At 63.3% G+C, this 13,485-nt stretch carries 14 protein-coding genes; 2 read left to right on the top strand and 12 right to left on the bottom strand.

What is annotated here, in order from left to right; genetic code table 11:
* Positions 1-1,371, top strand: coding sequence for a pyruvate dehydrogenase complex E1 component subunit beta (locus tag Q8M85_RS15950; RefSeq protein WP_305546370.1), 1,371 nt, complete (start codon positions 1-3; stop codon positions 1,369-1,371).
* A gap of 9 nt (positions 1,372-1,380) precedes the next feature.
* Positions 1,381-2,742: a pyruvate dehydrogenase complex dihydrolipoamide acetyltransferase gene (locus Q8M85_RS15945; RefSeq protein WP_305546368.1), complete on the top strand. Its 1,362-nt coding sequence runs from the start codon at positions 1,381-1,383 to the stop codon at positions 2,740-2,742.
* Between the two features lie 86 nt (positions 2,743-2,828).
* On the opposite strand, the gene Q8M85_RS15940 is transcribed toward Q8M85_RS15945, so the two are convergent.
* From Q8M85_RS15940 to Q8M85_RS15885, 12 genes are all read right to left on the bottom strand, one after another.
* Positions 2,829-3,455 carry a CDP-alcohol phosphatidyltransferase family protein gene (locus Q8M85_RS15940; RefSeq protein WP_305546366.1) on the bottom strand — a complete coding sequence of 209 codons (627 nt, stop codon included), beginning with the start codon at positions 3,453-3,455 and terminating at the stop codon, positions 2,829-2,831.
* The gene (locus Q8M85_RS15935; RefSeq protein ID WP_305546364.1) at positions 3,452-4,396 is read right to left on the bottom strand and encodes a phosphatidate cytidylyltransferase; all 945 of its coding nucleotides are present in this window, start codon (positions 4,394-4,396) and stop codon (positions 3,452-3,454) included. The genes Q8M85_RS15940 and Q8M85_RS15935 overlap by 4 nt, the downstream gene beginning before the upstream one ends.
* Positions 4,393-5,034 (bottom strand): 1-acyl-sn-glycerol-3-phosphate acyltransferase, encoded by a 642-nt coding sequence (locus tag Q8M85_RS15930; protein WP_305546362.1) that lies wholly within the window; start codon positions 5,032-5,034, stop codon positions 4,393-4,395. Before Q8M85_RS15930 ends, Q8M85_RS15935 begins: the two co-directional genes overlap by 4 nt.
* Positions 5,035-5,044: 10 nt before the next feature.
* Complete coding sequence (cysE, locus tag Q8M85_RS15925; protein WP_305546360.1) at positions 5,045-5,851, bottom strand: serine O-acetyltransferase; 807 nt, start codon at positions 5,849-5,851, stop codon at positions 5,045-5,047.
* A gap of 124 nt (positions 5,852-5,975) precedes the next feature.
* Positions 5,976-9,869: a glycoside hydrolase TIM-barrel-like domain-containing protein gene (locus Q8M85_RS15920; protein WP_305546358.1), complete on the bottom strand. Its 3,894-nt coding sequence runs from the start codon at positions 9,867-9,869 to the stop codon at positions 5,976-5,978.
* Complete coding sequence (locus Q8M85_RS15915; protein WP_305546356.1) at positions 9,870-10,313, bottom strand: peptidase; 444 nt, start codon at positions 10,311-10,313, stop codon at positions 9,870-9,872. It abuts the gene before it with no gap.
* Complete coding sequence (locus Q8M85_RS15910; RefSeq protein ID WP_305546355.1) at positions 10,310-11,206, bottom strand: DUF2163 domain-containing protein; 897 nt, start codon at positions 11,204-11,206, stop codon at positions 10,310-10,312. The genes Q8M85_RS15915 and Q8M85_RS15910 overlap by 4 nt, the downstream gene beginning before the upstream one ends.
* The gene (locus tag Q8M85_RS15905; RefSeq protein WP_305546353.1) at positions 11,203-11,835 is read right to left on the bottom strand and encodes a DUF2460 domain-containing protein; all 633 of its coding nucleotides are present in this window, start codon (positions 11,833-11,835) and stop codon (positions 11,203-11,205) included. Before Q8M85_RS15905 ends, Q8M85_RS15910 begins: the two co-directional genes overlap by 4 nt.
* Positions 11,836-11,844: 9 nt before the next feature.
* Positions 11,845-12,495: a phage tail tape measure protein gene (locus Q8M85_RS15900; RefSeq protein WP_305546351.1), complete on the bottom strand. Its 651-nt coding sequence runs from the start codon at positions 12,493-12,495 to the stop codon at positions 11,845-11,847.
* Positions 12,452-12,691 carry a rcc01693 family protein gene (locus Q8M85_RS15895; RefSeq protein WP_305546349.1) on the bottom strand — a complete coding sequence of 80 codons (240 nt, stop codon included), beginning with the start codon at positions 12,689-12,691 and terminating at the stop codon, positions 12,452-12,454. Before Q8M85_RS15895 ends, Q8M85_RS15900 begins: the two co-directional genes overlap by 44 nt.
* A complete protein-coding gene (locus Q8M85_RS15890; RefSeq protein WP_305546347.1) occupies positions 12,688-13,020 on the bottom strand; it encodes a gene transfer agent family protein in 333 nt (110 codons plus the stop codon). The genes Q8M85_RS15895 and Q8M85_RS15890 overlap by 4 nt, the downstream gene beginning before the upstream one ends.
* The gene (locus Q8M85_RS15885; protein ID WP_305546345.1) at positions 13,020-13,433 is read right to left on the bottom strand and encodes a phage major tail protein, TP901-1 family; all 414 of its coding nucleotides are present in this window, start codon (positions 13,431-13,433) and stop codon (positions 13,020-13,022) included. The genes Q8M85_RS15890 and Q8M85_RS15885 overlap by 1 nt, the downstream gene beginning before the upstream one ends.
* Positions 13,434-13,485: the final 52 nt, after the last annotated feature.

Here is a 13,485-nt window from a genome sequence, read left to right as displayed (position 1 = left end):
ATGGCAACTCAAGTACTTATGCCCGCACTGTCCCCCACGATGGAGGAAGGCACGCTGGCCAAATGGCTGGTGAAGGAAGGCGATACGGTCAAGTCGGGGCAGATCCTGGCCGAGATCGAGACCGACAAGGCGACGATGGAGTTCGAGGCCGTGGACGAGGGTGTGGTGGGCAAGATCCTGGTCGCCGAGGGGACTGCTGGCGTGAAGGTGAACACGCCGATTGCGGTGCTGGTCGAGGAGGGGGAGACGGTGTCGGACGCCCCTGCCCCGGCGGCCGTTGTGGAGAGTCGGGGTGAACCCCGACCTACGGTTGCGGCTCCGGTTGCTGCGGTTGCGGCGGCTCCAGTGGCGGCACAGGGCTGGCCACATTCGGACCTGCCGGAGGGGCCGACCAAGACGATGACCGTCCGCGAGGCGCTGCGCGAGGCGATGGCGGAAGAGATGCGGGCCGATCCGACGGTGTTCCTGATGGGGGAAGAGGTCGGGGAGTATCAGGGGGCCTACAAGATTTCGCAGGGCCTGCTGGACGAATTCGGCCCGCGCCGGGTGGTGGACACGCCGATCACCGAGATGGGCTTTGCCGGGATCGGAGTTGGTGCCTCGTGGGGCGGGTTGAAGCCGATTGTCGAGTTCATGACCTTCAACTTCTCGATGCAGGCGATGGACCACATCATAAATTCGGCAGCCAAGACGCTGTACATGTCGGGGGGCCAGATGGGCAGCCCGATGGTGTTCCGCGGACCGAACGGGGCTGCGGCGCGGGTCGGCGCGCAGCACAGTCAGGACTTCGCGGCCTGGTATGCGGCGATCCCGGGGATGCGGGTCTGCATGCCCTATTCGGCGGCGGATGCGAAAGGTCTTCTGAAGACGGCGATCCGCGATCCGAACCCGGTGGTGTTCCTGGAGAACGAGATCCTCTATGGGCGGTCGTTCGAAGTGCCAACGGACCCGGACTTTACGGTGCCGTTCGGGAAAGCGTCGATCCTGCGGGCGGGATCGGACGTGACCCTGGTGTCCTTCGGCATCGGTTGCGCCCATGCGCTTGCGGCGGCAGAGGTGCTGGCCAAGGAAGGCATCGAAGCGGAGGTGGTGAACCTGCGGACGCTGCGGCCGATCGACTATGACACGGTGCTGGCTTCGGTGATGAAGACCAACCGCTGTGTGACGGTCGAGGAAGGTTTCCCGGTGGGCTCCATCGGCGACCATATCGCCAGCACGGTGATGCAGCGGGCGTTCGATTATCTGGACGCGCCTGTCATCACCTGCACGGGCAAGGACGTGCCGATGCCCTATGCGGCCAACCTGGAGAAGTTCGCCCTGATCACGCCCGCCGAGGTCGTGACCGCCGTCAAATCCGTCTGCTACCGGTGAGGTGAAGCCATGGCTACCGAAATTCTGATGCCCGCGCTTTCCCCGACGATGGAGGAGGGCACGCTGGCGAAGTGGCTGGTCAAGGAGGGGGATGTGGTCAAGTCGGGCCAGATCCTCGCCGAGATCGAGACCGACAAGGCGACGATGGAGTTCGAGGCGGTCGACGAAGGGACTGTCGGCAAGCTGTTGATCGCCGAGGGAACTGCGGGGGTGAAGGTCAACACACCGATCGCGGTGCTGCTGGACGATGGGGAAGATGCGGCCTCGGTCGCTGCTGCGCCAAAGGCGCCGGCGTCTGCCCCTGCTGCTGCGGCCCCCGCTGCTGCTGCGGCCCCTGCTGCTGCGGCGGCCTCCGCCCCTGCCCCGGCGGTCGGCGCAGCGGCGGCGGCTCAAGACCTTCCCCGCGGGGAAGGTTCAGGAGCGCGGGTGTTCGCCTCGCCCCTGGCGCGGCGGATTGCCAAGGAAAAGGGTCTGGACCTGGGGGCGGTGAAGGGCTCGGGTCCGCATGGCCGGATCGTCCGGGCGGATGTCGAAGGCGCTACGGCGGTGAGCCGGTCTGAAGCCCGGCCTACGGTCGCGGCGGAGGCTACGAAGGCGGCGGCCCCTGCCCCGGCCAAGCCCGCTGGCGGTATGCCCACAGGCATGGCGGCGGAGACAGTGCTGAAGATGTATGCCGACCGGCCCTTCGAGGAAGTGGCGCTGGACGGGATGCGGCGCACCGTGGCAGCCCGTCTGACCGAGGCCAAGCAGACGATCCCGCACTTCTACCTGCGGCGGGACGTCCGGCTGGACGCGCTGATGGCGTTCCGCGAGACACTGAACAAGCAGCTGGAAGGCCGGGGGGTGAAGCTTTCCGTCAACGACTTCATCATCAAGGCCTGCGCGATGGCCTTGCAGGCTGTTCCTGCGGCGAACACCGTCTGGGCGGGCGACCGGATGCTGCGGCTGAAGCCGTCGGATGTGGCGGTGGCGGTGGCGGTCGAGGGTGGCTTGTTCACTCCGGTGTTGCGCGATGCGGACAAGAAGTCTTTGTCGGCGCTGTCGGCGGAGATGAAAGACCTGGCGGGTCGGGCGAAGACCAAGAAGCTGGCACCGCATGAGTATCAGGGTGGGTCCTTCGCGATTTCCAACCTGGGCATGATGGGTATCGAGAACTTCGATGCGGTGATCAACCCGCCGCATGGGTCGATCCTGGCTGTGGGGGCTGGCATCAAGAAGCCGGTGGTCATGGGCGACGGGACGATTGGCGTGGCGACAGTGATGTCGATGACGCTGTCGGTGGATCACCGGGTGATCGACGGGGCCTTGGGGGCGGAGTTCCTGAAGGCCGTGATCGAGGCGCTGGAAAATCCGATGGTGATGCTGGCTTGAACCTGCGGAGCGGGGGTTTCACACCCCCGCGCCCCCGTGGGATATTTGTGGACAGATGAAATGGGGGCCGCAGGGTCCCCTTTTCCTTATCGAGACTTCAGCTTTTCGATGAGAGTCCGGGAACGCCGGAGGATCGTGACGGCTGTGCCTGCCACGATGATCCAGAGCGTCAGGTTCAGTGTCCATTCGCTGGCGTAAAGGGCGGCGACGGTGGTGCCTGCGGTCAGGACAGCCATGCGTTGCGGTTTGGAGAGGGGGCCGGAGAAATCGGGCGGAAAGCCCTCGGCCCGGCCAAGTTCGCGGATATAGGCGGTGGCGATGGCGAGGGCGGCAGCGAGGAGGCCCAGCGCGGGGTTGCCTGCGGCGAGACCGGCTCCGGTGAAGAAGAGGAGGTCGGAGGCGCGGTCGGGGGCCTCATTCCAGAAGGGGCCGTCCTTGGCACCTTTGCCGCCCTCGATCGCGACCATACCGTCGATCAGGTTGCAGACGAGGCGGGCCTGCAGGGTGGCGGCGGCGAGGATCAGGCAGAGGAACTGGACGATGCCGGGGCCTTGGGTGGAGAGCCAGTAAAGCGCAAGGCCGGTGGCTGCGAAGGCCATGGAGGCTTGACTGATCTGGTTCGGGGTGAGGCCCTTCTGGACGGCCCAGGAGGCGAGGCGCGCGGCCCATTGGGAGTTGCGCGAGGTAAGCGGTCGGCGGTTTCCGTCGCTCATGTCGTGGACCAGACCCAGCGGGTGACGTGGAAGAAGATCGGCGCGGCGAAGATCACGCTGTCGAGCCGGTCGAGAAAGCCGCCATGCCCGGCTATGAGGTGGCCCCAGTCCTTGATCCCACGGTCCCGTTTGATGGCCGACATGACAAGGCCGCCGAAAAAGCCCATCAGCGTGATGAGGATGCACATGCTGGCGGCTTCAAGGGGAGAGAACGGGGTCATCCAGTAAAGCGCGGTGCCAACTGCAGTGGCGGTGAGGGTGCCGCCAACAAGTCCCTCCCAGGTCTTGGAGGGCGAGAGAGTGGGCGCAACCTTGGTCCGACCGATCAGCTTGCCCCAGACGTATTGCATGACGTCCGACAGCTGCACGACGAAGATCAGATAGGCAATGAGGATGACGTTGCGACCCTCGAACCCCGGGATCTGCAGGTAGAGGAGTGCCGGGACGTGACTGGCGCAGTAGACGCAGATCATCAGCGCCCATTGGGTTTCCGAGACGCGGATCAGGAAGTCCTTGGTGGAGCCACGGAGGGACGAGACGACGGGCAGAAGAAGGAAGGCATAGACCGGGATGAAGATCGAATACATCCCGTACCAGTCCGTCGCGAGGAAAGCATATTGCAGCGGCAGGATCAGGAAGAAGCAGGCGACCAACGACCAGTGATCCGCGCGGTTGTGGGTGGTCAGCGTCAGAAACTCACGCAGGGCGGCAAAGGAGCAGAGTGCGAAGAGAAGGACGACCCCCGGTTTGCCCGCGATGAAGGCCAGCGCGAGGCAGATCACCATCACCCACCAGGCGTTGATGCGGGCGTTCAGGTTCTCGATCACCGGGTTCTGGCCGGCTGGCGAAAGGCGGGCACGGAGGATCTCGCCGATGACGGAGGCGAGGACGAGGATGGTGCCGACACCGGCGAGGAGCCAGAGGAGATGCGGCGAGGTCATGCCGGAGCCCTGAGTGCGAGGAGCGCCTGGGTGGCGCGTTCGAGGAAGGCCTCTTTCGTCTCGTCGGGTTCGAGATGCAGGGGGGAGCCGAAGGTAAGGGTGCAGATCAGCGGCACGGGAATGACTTCACCCTTGGGCATCACGCGGTTGAGGTTGGCGATCCAGACCGGGACAAGGTCGACGCCGGGGCGGGCTTTGGCAAGGTGGTAAAGCCCGGACTTGAACGGCAACAGCGGGGCGTCCGAACTGTTGCGCTGGCCTTCGGGGAAGAGGATCAGCGAGGATCCCTGGTCAAGCGCGGCGACCATCTGGGCCACCGGGTCCTCGGTTCGCGCTTCGGGGCGGCGGTCGATAAGGACGGCGTTGAAAACCTCGCGCCCGATGAAGGCACGCAGCGGCGAGGTCAGCCAGTAGTCCAGCGCGGCGACAGGCCGGGTCTGGCGGCGGAGGGGGCTGGGCAGCGTGGTCCAGAGCAGAACGAAGTCGCCGTTCGAGGAGTGGTTGGCGAAATAGACACGCTGATGTGGCACCGGCTCGATCCCTTGCCAGATGGCACGGGGGGCGGTCATGAATCGGGCGAAGGTCGAGATGGCCAGCCCAGTCACACGGCCTGCGAACACACGGAGGGCGGGGATCATGCTTGGATGGTCATTCCGCCTTGAGGATCTGGTCCATGGTCAAGGCAGGCTGGGCACAGCCAGCCTTGCCCACCACGCGCGCGGGGACCCCAGCAACCGTTGTGTTGGGGGGAACGTCCTCAAGCACCACGGAGCCTGCAGCAATGCGCGAGCAACGGCCGACATGGATGTTGCCAAGAACCTTCGCACCGGCGCCGATCAGCACGCCGTCCCCGATCTTGGGGTGCCGGTCTCCGTCTTCCTTCCCGGTCCCGCCGAGAGTGACGGAGTGAAGCATCGACACGTTGTCGCCAACCACCGCGGTCTCGCCGATTACGATGGAATGGGCGTGGTCGATCATGATTCCCTTGCCGACGCGGGCCGCGGGGTGAATGTCGACCCCAAAGACCTCAGACACCCGCATCTGGACAAAATACGCAAGGTCGATGCGTCCAGTCTGCCAGAGCCAGTGTCCGATGCGGTAGGCCTGAACGGCCTGGTAGCCTTTGAAGAATAGAAGCGGCTGAAGGAAGCGGTGGCAGGCCGGATCACGCTCGTAGACTGCCATGAGATCGGTGCGGGCAGCAGCGCCTATTTCCGAGTCGCTGTCATAAGCCTCATCAGCAATTTCTCTCAGGATCTGCTCGCTCATTTCGCCGGAAGCAAGCTTCAAGGAGAAACGATAGGCGAGCGCCCGCTCCAACGTGGAATGGTGCAAGAGTCCAGAGTGGATAAGCCCGCCAAGCAGCGGCTCGTCACGAATCGCGTCTACGGCTTCTTCACAAACCCGACGCCAGACCGGGTCGACGGCGGTGAGTTTGGATCTGGTTTCGAACATTGGCGAAGCCTCCGGTTGTGGACTCTAGATACCACAACCGGATTGACTGGCGACATGCAATTCTGTGCGTCTCTTCATCATTTCTTGAAATGGATGATGTGATCCCCTCTGTTTCCCGTTCTGCTCAGGCCGGTACACCGATTTTCCGGAACGGCCCCGGACCAAAGGCAACCGACATCTGGGCCACGGAAATCTGGAAAGCTCCGGTTATATTGTCCGCAGCCTGCATGGCCACCGTGTAAAGGAACTGCGGTTGGTTGACCGTATACTCCGCGACAATTGCCGAGGCCTGCAGCACGCGAACCAGATAGGCCTCGACCTCCTCTCCCAACGGAACCTCGGTTGACTGCCATGAATCTCCGTCGGCCCTGGTCCGGCGCTTCCAGATGATCCGGGTATCTCCTGCATCCTTTGTCTGGCGCAGATGCGAAACCGGGTAAGGCCGTAGCCCGATCCCGTCGAATGCCTCGTTCCTGACAGTGACAAGCGGATCATCAAAGCCGCGCGCGGCAACACCGATCCGATAGAAGCGGGCCAGTCCACGCGAAGACAGCGGCAGATCAAGTTGAAGGAGCGAGAGATCAAGCAGGACTACCGTGCTGCCGACTGCCCAGACAGCAGGCACTACGCCATCGGTCCCGAGTTGCCCTCGCAAGCGAGTGGACAATTCATATGTGTCCGGGGCAACAAGCTGCGCGTCGGCGAACTGGAACACTTCCCAGCTTGATACGCTGCCATCTCCGATGGCCATAGCGTTTGCGCCGTTCAAGACGGCGAGTTCCGTGGCAGAGGTCAGCTCGCCCCCTGCGATCCTGATCCGAAGTGGCGCACCGCGATCCCATAGACCCGGGCTGTGACGAAGCAGCACCGTTTCGGTAACGCCGATTACGGCTGGCGCCGGAACCAGGCGATTCACTTCGTATCCCGCGTCTTCGCTGGAGGACCAGACTGCCACTGTACCGGGCCAGGGGTCCGCCGCGACGGCAACATAGGGCGCTTGTGGCGCTTCCGATCCGGTGATCAATGGCAGGTCCAGAAGGACCGGCAGGACCGGAACGGGGGGCACGAAGGGCCTCACTGAAATCGCCTCATCCGCCTTGTCCGACGGAAGATAGACGCCCGACTCGACCCTGACGGCTTCCAGAAGCTGACCTTCGGCCTGTTCGACGCGATCCACCCGATAGCGACGGCCAGCATATGCGACCACATCGCCGGCTCCGACCGACAGGCGCGACTTTGGCAGACCGAAGCGGACCGTGTCTCGAGCAACTCGCGCCTCGGCAAGCCAACGCTCCACCGCTGCTTGGCCCTCGGTGCGGGTCAGTGCGAGCGGCAGGTCGGACTGTGAGACGTTCAGCGAGTCCTCGTCTGGAAACCGTGCCTCGACCGATCTGATCTCGTAGCTGGACTGGGCGTCGACGTAGTTCAGGCGGACCTGACCCGCCGTCTCGGCTTCCGAGCTGCGCGTGGCTTCAAGACTGCCATCCAGATCAGGCAGGTCGACCAGATCGTCGTCTCCTACGTCGGCCACGACCCTTGCATCCCGACTGCGGAAGGAAAGCAGCCCGTCGCGTTCGAAGGCGTCAAAGCCATAAGTAAGCATGAGCGGCTGCAAGGACGACCGACCGGTGGCAATGTCCGCCTGCTGATAGCCACGAACCAAGCCGTAAAGCGCATCGGTTTTCAGTGTATCGACACCCGAGCGTTGGCAAATCTCAGCTACGACACCTGTAAGCGGCTGGCTTGAGGCACGTCCATTTAGCCAATGCCCGCGGGCATAGTTATCGCCATCACTCCAGACCTCGGTTTGACCGGGAAACTCCGGGAAAGGACGGCTGTCCCAGGCCCAGGCGTAAGCGTGATCAAGATCGACCATCGGCCCACCATAGTCCACCGAGATTGGATTATTGGTGGACTCCTCCCAGAACTTCGCAGTTGCGAGGAGGTATTGCATCTGGATCAGATCATCGCGGCGACCGTTGGACCAAAGGGGCAGTCCGGACTCGGACGACTTGACGTCAATGAACTTGTTCGGCTGGTTCGTACCCTTGTCGATAGCCGCACAACCATATTCGGTGAACCGTATAGGTTTGGAACCCGGAATCCATGCCGTAGGAAGCGTGGAACGCACACCTTCAATGCGATCATGATGAAGGTTGGACCACCAGGATTTCAGATCCTTGTATCGAAAGACCCAGGGCTCTCCAAAGGCACCGTCGGCAATCGGCAACCGCCGTTGGGCCAAGGCTCCCTCGGGACTGTCATAGTACCAGTCAAAGCCCTCGCCGCCTGCGAAATTATCCTGCAAATACCTTAAGTTGTAAATTGATCCGTACGACGAATCCGCGTGGTATTCATCCTCGCGCCAGTCCGATACCGGCATGTAATTGTCGATGCCGACGAAGTCGATTTCCGGGTCAGACCAGAGCGGGTCGAGGTGGAAGTAGACGTTTCCATCAGCGTGATAGCCGAAATACTCCGACCAATCGGCCGCGTAGCTTATCTTGACATTTGGCCCCAGGATCGACCTCACGTCCGCGGCAAGTTGCTTCAGTGCCGCAACGGCGGGGAAGCTGTCCGCTTGCCCGCGGATCTGGGTCAGGCTCCGCATCTCCGATCCTATGCAAAAGGCATCCACGCCGCCCGCTACGGCGCAAAGACGTGCATAATGCAGAATGAATCGACGGAAGCCCCAGTCGTTTGGCCCGGTGTAGCCGATGGATTCGCCGCTCACCGTGAAATCACCCGGCTGAGCAGACCCGAAAAAGGTGGTCACTTCTGCCGCGGCGGCGGCTGTCCTATCCGTGGTTCCGGGCCTGCCCGGAGCTTCAGCCAAGGTGATCCTGCCGCGCCACGGCAGAACTGGCTGCGTCAGAGAGTCACTCCAGGGGTCCGATAAAGCGTTGCCATCCAGCTGGTCCATAAGAATGAACGGATAGAACATCACTTCTTTGCCGGCCGCGCGGATGGCACGGATTGCCTCGATGACAGAGGCATCGGCAGGCGTCCCGCCATAGACGGAAATCCCATCGACCTTCGGTACTTCCAGTGCGGCAGCCCTGGCGATTCCGCCTGCGCGCCAGGCCATACCCACGCCGTCTCTCAAGTTCTGCTCGACCTTGGGCCGTACGGTGCAGCTCGAACAGCGCAGATCATCTCCGAACCACGACACAACAAGAGAAACTGCTCCCGCGTTGGGCAGTTCCTGGGACAGCTGGTCCAGACTTGTTGCGAAGTCGGTTTTCCCGGAGGGAGAGTGCACGTTGGCCGATCGGTTGCGTCCAAGCGCCTCTGCATAGTGTACGGGCGTCGTGGCCAGCCCGTATTCCCCCGTGCCAGGGATCAGAGCCACTCCGCGGATGGCACCACCAAGCGTATCGGTCGCGCCGATCGCAGGCCCCTGCGCGGGCCGGACAACCTCAAAACTGAACTGCGGAACGCGGTTGCCATAGGCCGACAGGTCCAGATCCTCGATCACGACATAAGCCAGACCGCGATAGGCCGGCGCCTTGCCAGAGCCCTCGACGGCCTCGATCAACGGGTCCGGCAACTGGGTTTCGCTACCCGGATAGAACCGCAGGTTCAGGTCCAGTGCCGAGATTTCGTTCCCGTCGGCCCAGATCCGCCCGATACGCAACACCTCACCTTCACAAAGAGCAATCGCCAGGCTGACAGAATAGCTGTATTCGTTGACTTTTGGCTTCGGAGCGCCCTTGCCGCTCCGGCGCCGACGGACAGTTTCCGTGAACTGCGTCGCCCATATGACTTGGCCGCCGACGCGCATCCGGCCCCAGATCTGGCCGATTGCCCCGCCCTCGCCCGCTCCGGTCAGACGAAGACGGTCGATTCGGCCGACATCCACCGGCTCCGATCCCGCACCAAGCACGCGCTGGTCGATCGCACGTCCAAGCGTAGCACCGATTGCCCGCCCGATCACGGCACCAGACAGTCCCAATACCGTACCGCCGAAGCCGGCACCAACCGCTGCGCCGGCAGCGGAAAGAAGCAGAGTGGCCATTCACTTGGTTCCTTCTGGAAATGCGAAACGCGCCACGATCCGGCGCTGCCAGGGCTGCGAGAGTGAACTCTCAAGGACGCCGTGGCCCGTGTAGGAATGGATGAACTTTGGATGGGGACCGACGTCCGACTGAAGCCCGAGGTGCTTGGCGATGGCACCCTCGCGCATGCGGAACAGCAGCACATCTCCTACGGCAGGGACATTCAGAGGCTTCGACACCAACCATCGGCTGGCTGCTTCGAAAAGCACCTCGTGATGCTGCGGTTCGGCCCAGTCAGCGGTGTAGGCCGGAACCGATTCCGGTTCCCCCCTGTAAATGGCCCGCCAGACGCCCCGAAGCAGCCCCAGGCAGTCCGTCCCGGCTCCACGGGTGCTAGCCTGATGCAGATAGGGGGTGCCGATCCAGCATCTGGCTTCCGCAATCGCACGCTCAGCGGCTGTCATTCATCGCTCCCGCCGACGCGCCTGGCCCCGGCGTTTGGCCGGTCAGGGACAGGATACGAGGCCAACCAGTCTTCGCCAGGGATGTGCGGGAAACCACGATAATTCAAGAAGTTGGCAAACTTGGTGCGACAGGTGCTCGGCCGCTTGTCGCAGCCGACAAGGATCCGAATGCTGTCTCCGGCAACAACTGGCGCACCGATAGACTGCCATAACTCGATGCGTCGTCCCACATCCTCGGTGCGATCAATCTTGACGACACCGACAAGCCCGGCCGCTTCACCTGATTGCACCTCGAACCGCCCATCCTCGAACCATCGATCTCCAAATCCTGACAGGTTCGAGAACCTGAAGATCCGCCCATCCTCGACCGTTTCGACCACCCGCGTCACAAAGTAGCCCGGCTGGGCCAAATCGAACCGGCAGCGATTATCGCCAAGAACGGCGGAACACCGCGAGGTGTAAGCCGTGCCCTGCGGACGGTTAAGCTGGTCCGAAATCCCGCGCAATTCAGCCTTGAAGCTGCCGTCGGAGCGGGTGATCTCGCCAAGAGTACCACGAAACTGCTCGACATGGTCTTCGGGTGATTGCCAGTTGACCAAGTACACCCGCACCTCGGCTCCGTCGAACCGTCCTGCAAACAGATCGGCTTCCGTGATGGCAGCGGCACTCAGCGCGCCGAAGGCTTCGGTGTTATCGACGGACAGCCCGGTGGTCTGGTGTAGTGTCCTGGCCGTCATCCCGCTGTCCGCACGGCAGGTCACGCCATCGACGACGATATCCCGGTCGTGATCGGTGAAACCCAGCGTCACCCCATCACGACGCCGAAGCGCCCATGCGCGGCAAACGGTCGTCGACCCAGTCCCAAGATGCGAAAGAAGAGCCTCTTTCGTCATAGCCGGATCTCCACGACCGGCACCGTCGGAACGTCACCGGCCTGGAACGAGGCGACAGATGTCTGGATGTTGTCGGTGTCAAAGCGGACCGGCACGTCAAACTCGAAACCTGCTGTGATGCGCGTCCCAAGGTCGGGGGGCAGGGCGAAAGTTACTTCCCCCGTTTCCATATTCACAGTGAACTCCAGGCCTTCGACCTTCGGATCTTCGGCAATCGCGACCAGAACGGTGCCAAGCACGGGCTTTCGGATCGGCCGCGAATAGCTTTGCAGACCCGAAACATAGGTCTTCTGCAGCTGAAAGACGGTCGTTACGCCATCCCCGGTACCGATCAACTGATCCTCTGGCCCAGGGGCGGCAAGCGGTGCGCAGGACTTATGATCGGACCAGTCCTTCCAGCGGAACCCGTGGAGTTGTCCAGCGCGCGCCTCGAAGAACGCGATCAGCGTTTCGACATCGTTCAGCGAGCGCAACCCCACGCCTGCGTCATAGCGTCGGCGGGAATGGGCCCAGGGCGTGTTCCGCTCTTCGAACCCGTTCGTCAACGTGACGATTTCGGTCCGTCGCTCGGGTCCGCCAACCGAACCGAAGCTCAGGTTTGCCGGGAAACGTATTTCGTGAAAGGCCATGATGTATCCTCAGCGATTGCGTTGCCCGCGCGCCAGGGCGCGGCTGACCTGAGCGGCGACCTGGCTTTGGCTGCGCTGGAAGCTCTGGATGTCCGGGGTCGTGATGTTCATCACCACGTTGACTGCCCTACCCCCGCCGGCCTGCACTCCCAGACGTCCGTCCGGGCCTCGGGTCAGCGGCATGATCGCCTCGGGACCGGCCTCACCCATCAGGCCCATGCCGCCCCGCATCGGAAACCCTGTGGGCGAGGACACGACGCCCCCCTTCGCAAATGGCATCACCCGCCCCTGGCTAAAGGCGCCGCCGTTGGCAAAGGGCATCCCCGCCCCCATCAGCCCTCCGACGCCCTGGGCCAGCAGCCCGCCCAGCGCCCCGGTCACCGGCTTTATCGCGATTGAATAGACCTGATCGACGATGGTGTTCGCGACCGTCTTCAGCGCGTCGTTCAACTTCATTCCGTCGAAGATCAGCCCGTCGAACGCCTTCCGCAGGCCCCCGCTGATGCCACTGGACAGGGTGTTCACCTCGCGCCCCGTGAAAACCATCGTTTCCCGCATTCGGGCAAGCTCGCCATCGAAGGCAGCTACCATCGACACCGAAGATCCCATCTGGGCCTCAAGCGCCTGGAGCTGCTCCTGCATCGTTCCGATATCCGCCATCGCCCTGATCCTTCCGTACATCGGGGAACGCTGCGGCCAGCTCGGCCAACCGCGCGCGTGTCAGGGGCGGGACTACACCCTCCCGCCCCAGCATGATCCGCAACTCCACGGGCGTCAGCCGCCAAAAGGCAGCCGGCTCCAGGCCCAACCCATGCAAGCTGGCTTGCAAAAGCCCGCGCCAATCGATCCCACTCATGGCCCGCCCGGTGGTTCGCCCGGCAACGAGAACGCCCGCGCCAGCAGCTCCGCCGCCGCCCGCGCCGCCTCGACCGGCCCACCGCCGATCTCGACCCGCAGCAGGTCCGCCGCCGTGCCCTGCCAGCCGCCGCCGCGCAGCCCTGCGACGATCAGCGCCAGCACGTCCCGTGTGCTGAACCTCTGCTCCTCGAACCGCTGCACCAGGTCGATCAACGACCCAGTTTCCAGCGCCTGTTCCAACTCGGCCAAGGCGCCCAGGGTCAGCTTCGCCACATGGCGCTGGCCATCCAGCCAGATCGCCACCTCTCCCGCCCAGGGGTTCGCCATCAGAGCGCCGTGAAGGTCATGGCACCGGCCGAAGCCATCGCCATCTCGTAGGTCGCCTCGTCGTTGTGGCTGCCCGAATACTCGATCGAGGTGATCTGGAACGGCCCTTCGATGATGCCGAAGCTTGGAATCACCACCTGGAAGTCCGGGATCTCGCCGTTGAAGAACACCTGGCGCGCGCGTTCATCGGTGTTCTCGTCCCGGAACACGCCCGAGCCCGAGATCTGGGCCGATTTGACCCCCGCCCCGGCCAGCAGCTCACGCCAGCCGCCCTGGCTTTCCAGACTGGTGACGTCCACCGATTCCGTGTTGAAGCTGATCCGGGTTGCCCTCAGCCCCGCGATGGTGACGAACTGGCCGTCCCCCGTCTGGTCGATCTTGATCAGCAGATCCTTGCCGCTTTGCACAGCCATGTTCGCTCTCCGTCATGCGATGAAATGTGGCGCGGGGCGCCCCCCTCTCCCG

The sequence above is a fragment of the Tabrizicola sp. genome (genome assembly GCF_030694085.1).
Taxonomy (GTDB): domain Bacteria; phylum Pseudomonadota; class Alphaproteobacteria; order Rhodobacterales; family Rhodobacteraceae; genus Tabrizicola.
This window is presented reverse-complemented; position numbering and strand designations above follow the sequence as displayed.

Bases quoted from the DNA above. Each gene is read 5' to 3' on its own strand.
- Q8M85_RS15950 (WP_305546370.1), top strand. From the start codon at position 1: ATGGCAACTCAAGTACTTATGCCCGCACTGTCCCCCACGATGGAGGAA.
- Q8M85_RS15945 (WP_305546368.1), top strand. From the start codon at position 1,381: ATGGCTACCGAAATTCTGATGCCCGCGCTTTCCCCGACGATGGAGGAG.
- Q8M85_RS15940 (WP_305546366.1), bottom strand. From the start codon at position 3,455: ATGAGCGACGGAAACCGCCGACCGCTTACCTCGCGCAACTCCCAATGG.
- Q8M85_RS15935 (WP_305546364.1), bottom strand. From the start codon at position 4,396: ATGACCTCGCCGCATCTCCTCTGGCTCCTCGCCGGTGTCGGCACCATC.
- Q8M85_RS15930 (WP_305546362.1), bottom strand. From the start codon at position 5,034: ATGATCCCCGCCCTCCGTGTGTTCGCAGGCCGTGTGACTGGGCTGGCC.
- cysE (WP_305546360.1), bottom strand. From the start codon at position 5,851: ATGTTCGAAACCAGATCCAAACTCACCGCCGTCGACCCGGTCTGGCGT.
- Q8M85_RS15920 (WP_305546358.1), bottom strand. From the start codon at position 9,869: ATGGCCACTCTGCTTCTTTCCGCTGCCGGCGCAGCGGTTGGTGCCGGC.
- Q8M85_RS15915 (WP_305546356.1), bottom strand. From the start codon at position 10,313: ATGACAGCCGCTGAGCGTGCGATTGCGGAAGCCAGATGCTGGATCGGC.
- Q8M85_RS15910 (WP_305546355.1), bottom strand. From the start codon at position 11,206: ATGACGAAAGAGGCTCTTCTTTCGCATCTTGGGACTGGGTCGACGACC.
- Q8M85_RS15905 (WP_305546353.1), bottom strand. From the start codon at position 11,835: ATGGCCTTTCACGAAATACGTTTCCCGGCAAACCTGAGCTTCGGTTCG.
- Q8M85_RS15900 (WP_305546351.1), bottom strand. From the start codon at position 12,495: ATGGCGGATATCGGAACGATGCAGGAGCAGCTCCAGGCGCTTGAGGCC.
- Q8M85_RS15895 (WP_305546349.1), bottom strand. From the start codon at position 12,691: ATGAGTGGGATCGATTGGCGCGGGCTTTTGCAAGCCAGCTTGCATGGG.
- Q8M85_RS15890 (WP_305546347.1), bottom strand. From the start codon at position 13,020: ATGGCGAACCCCTGGGCGGGAGAGGTGGCGATCTGGCTGGATGGCCAG.
- Q8M85_RS15885 (WP_305546345.1), bottom strand. From the start codon at position 13,433: ATGGCTGTGCAAAGCGGCAAGGATCTGCTGATCAAGATCGACCAGACG.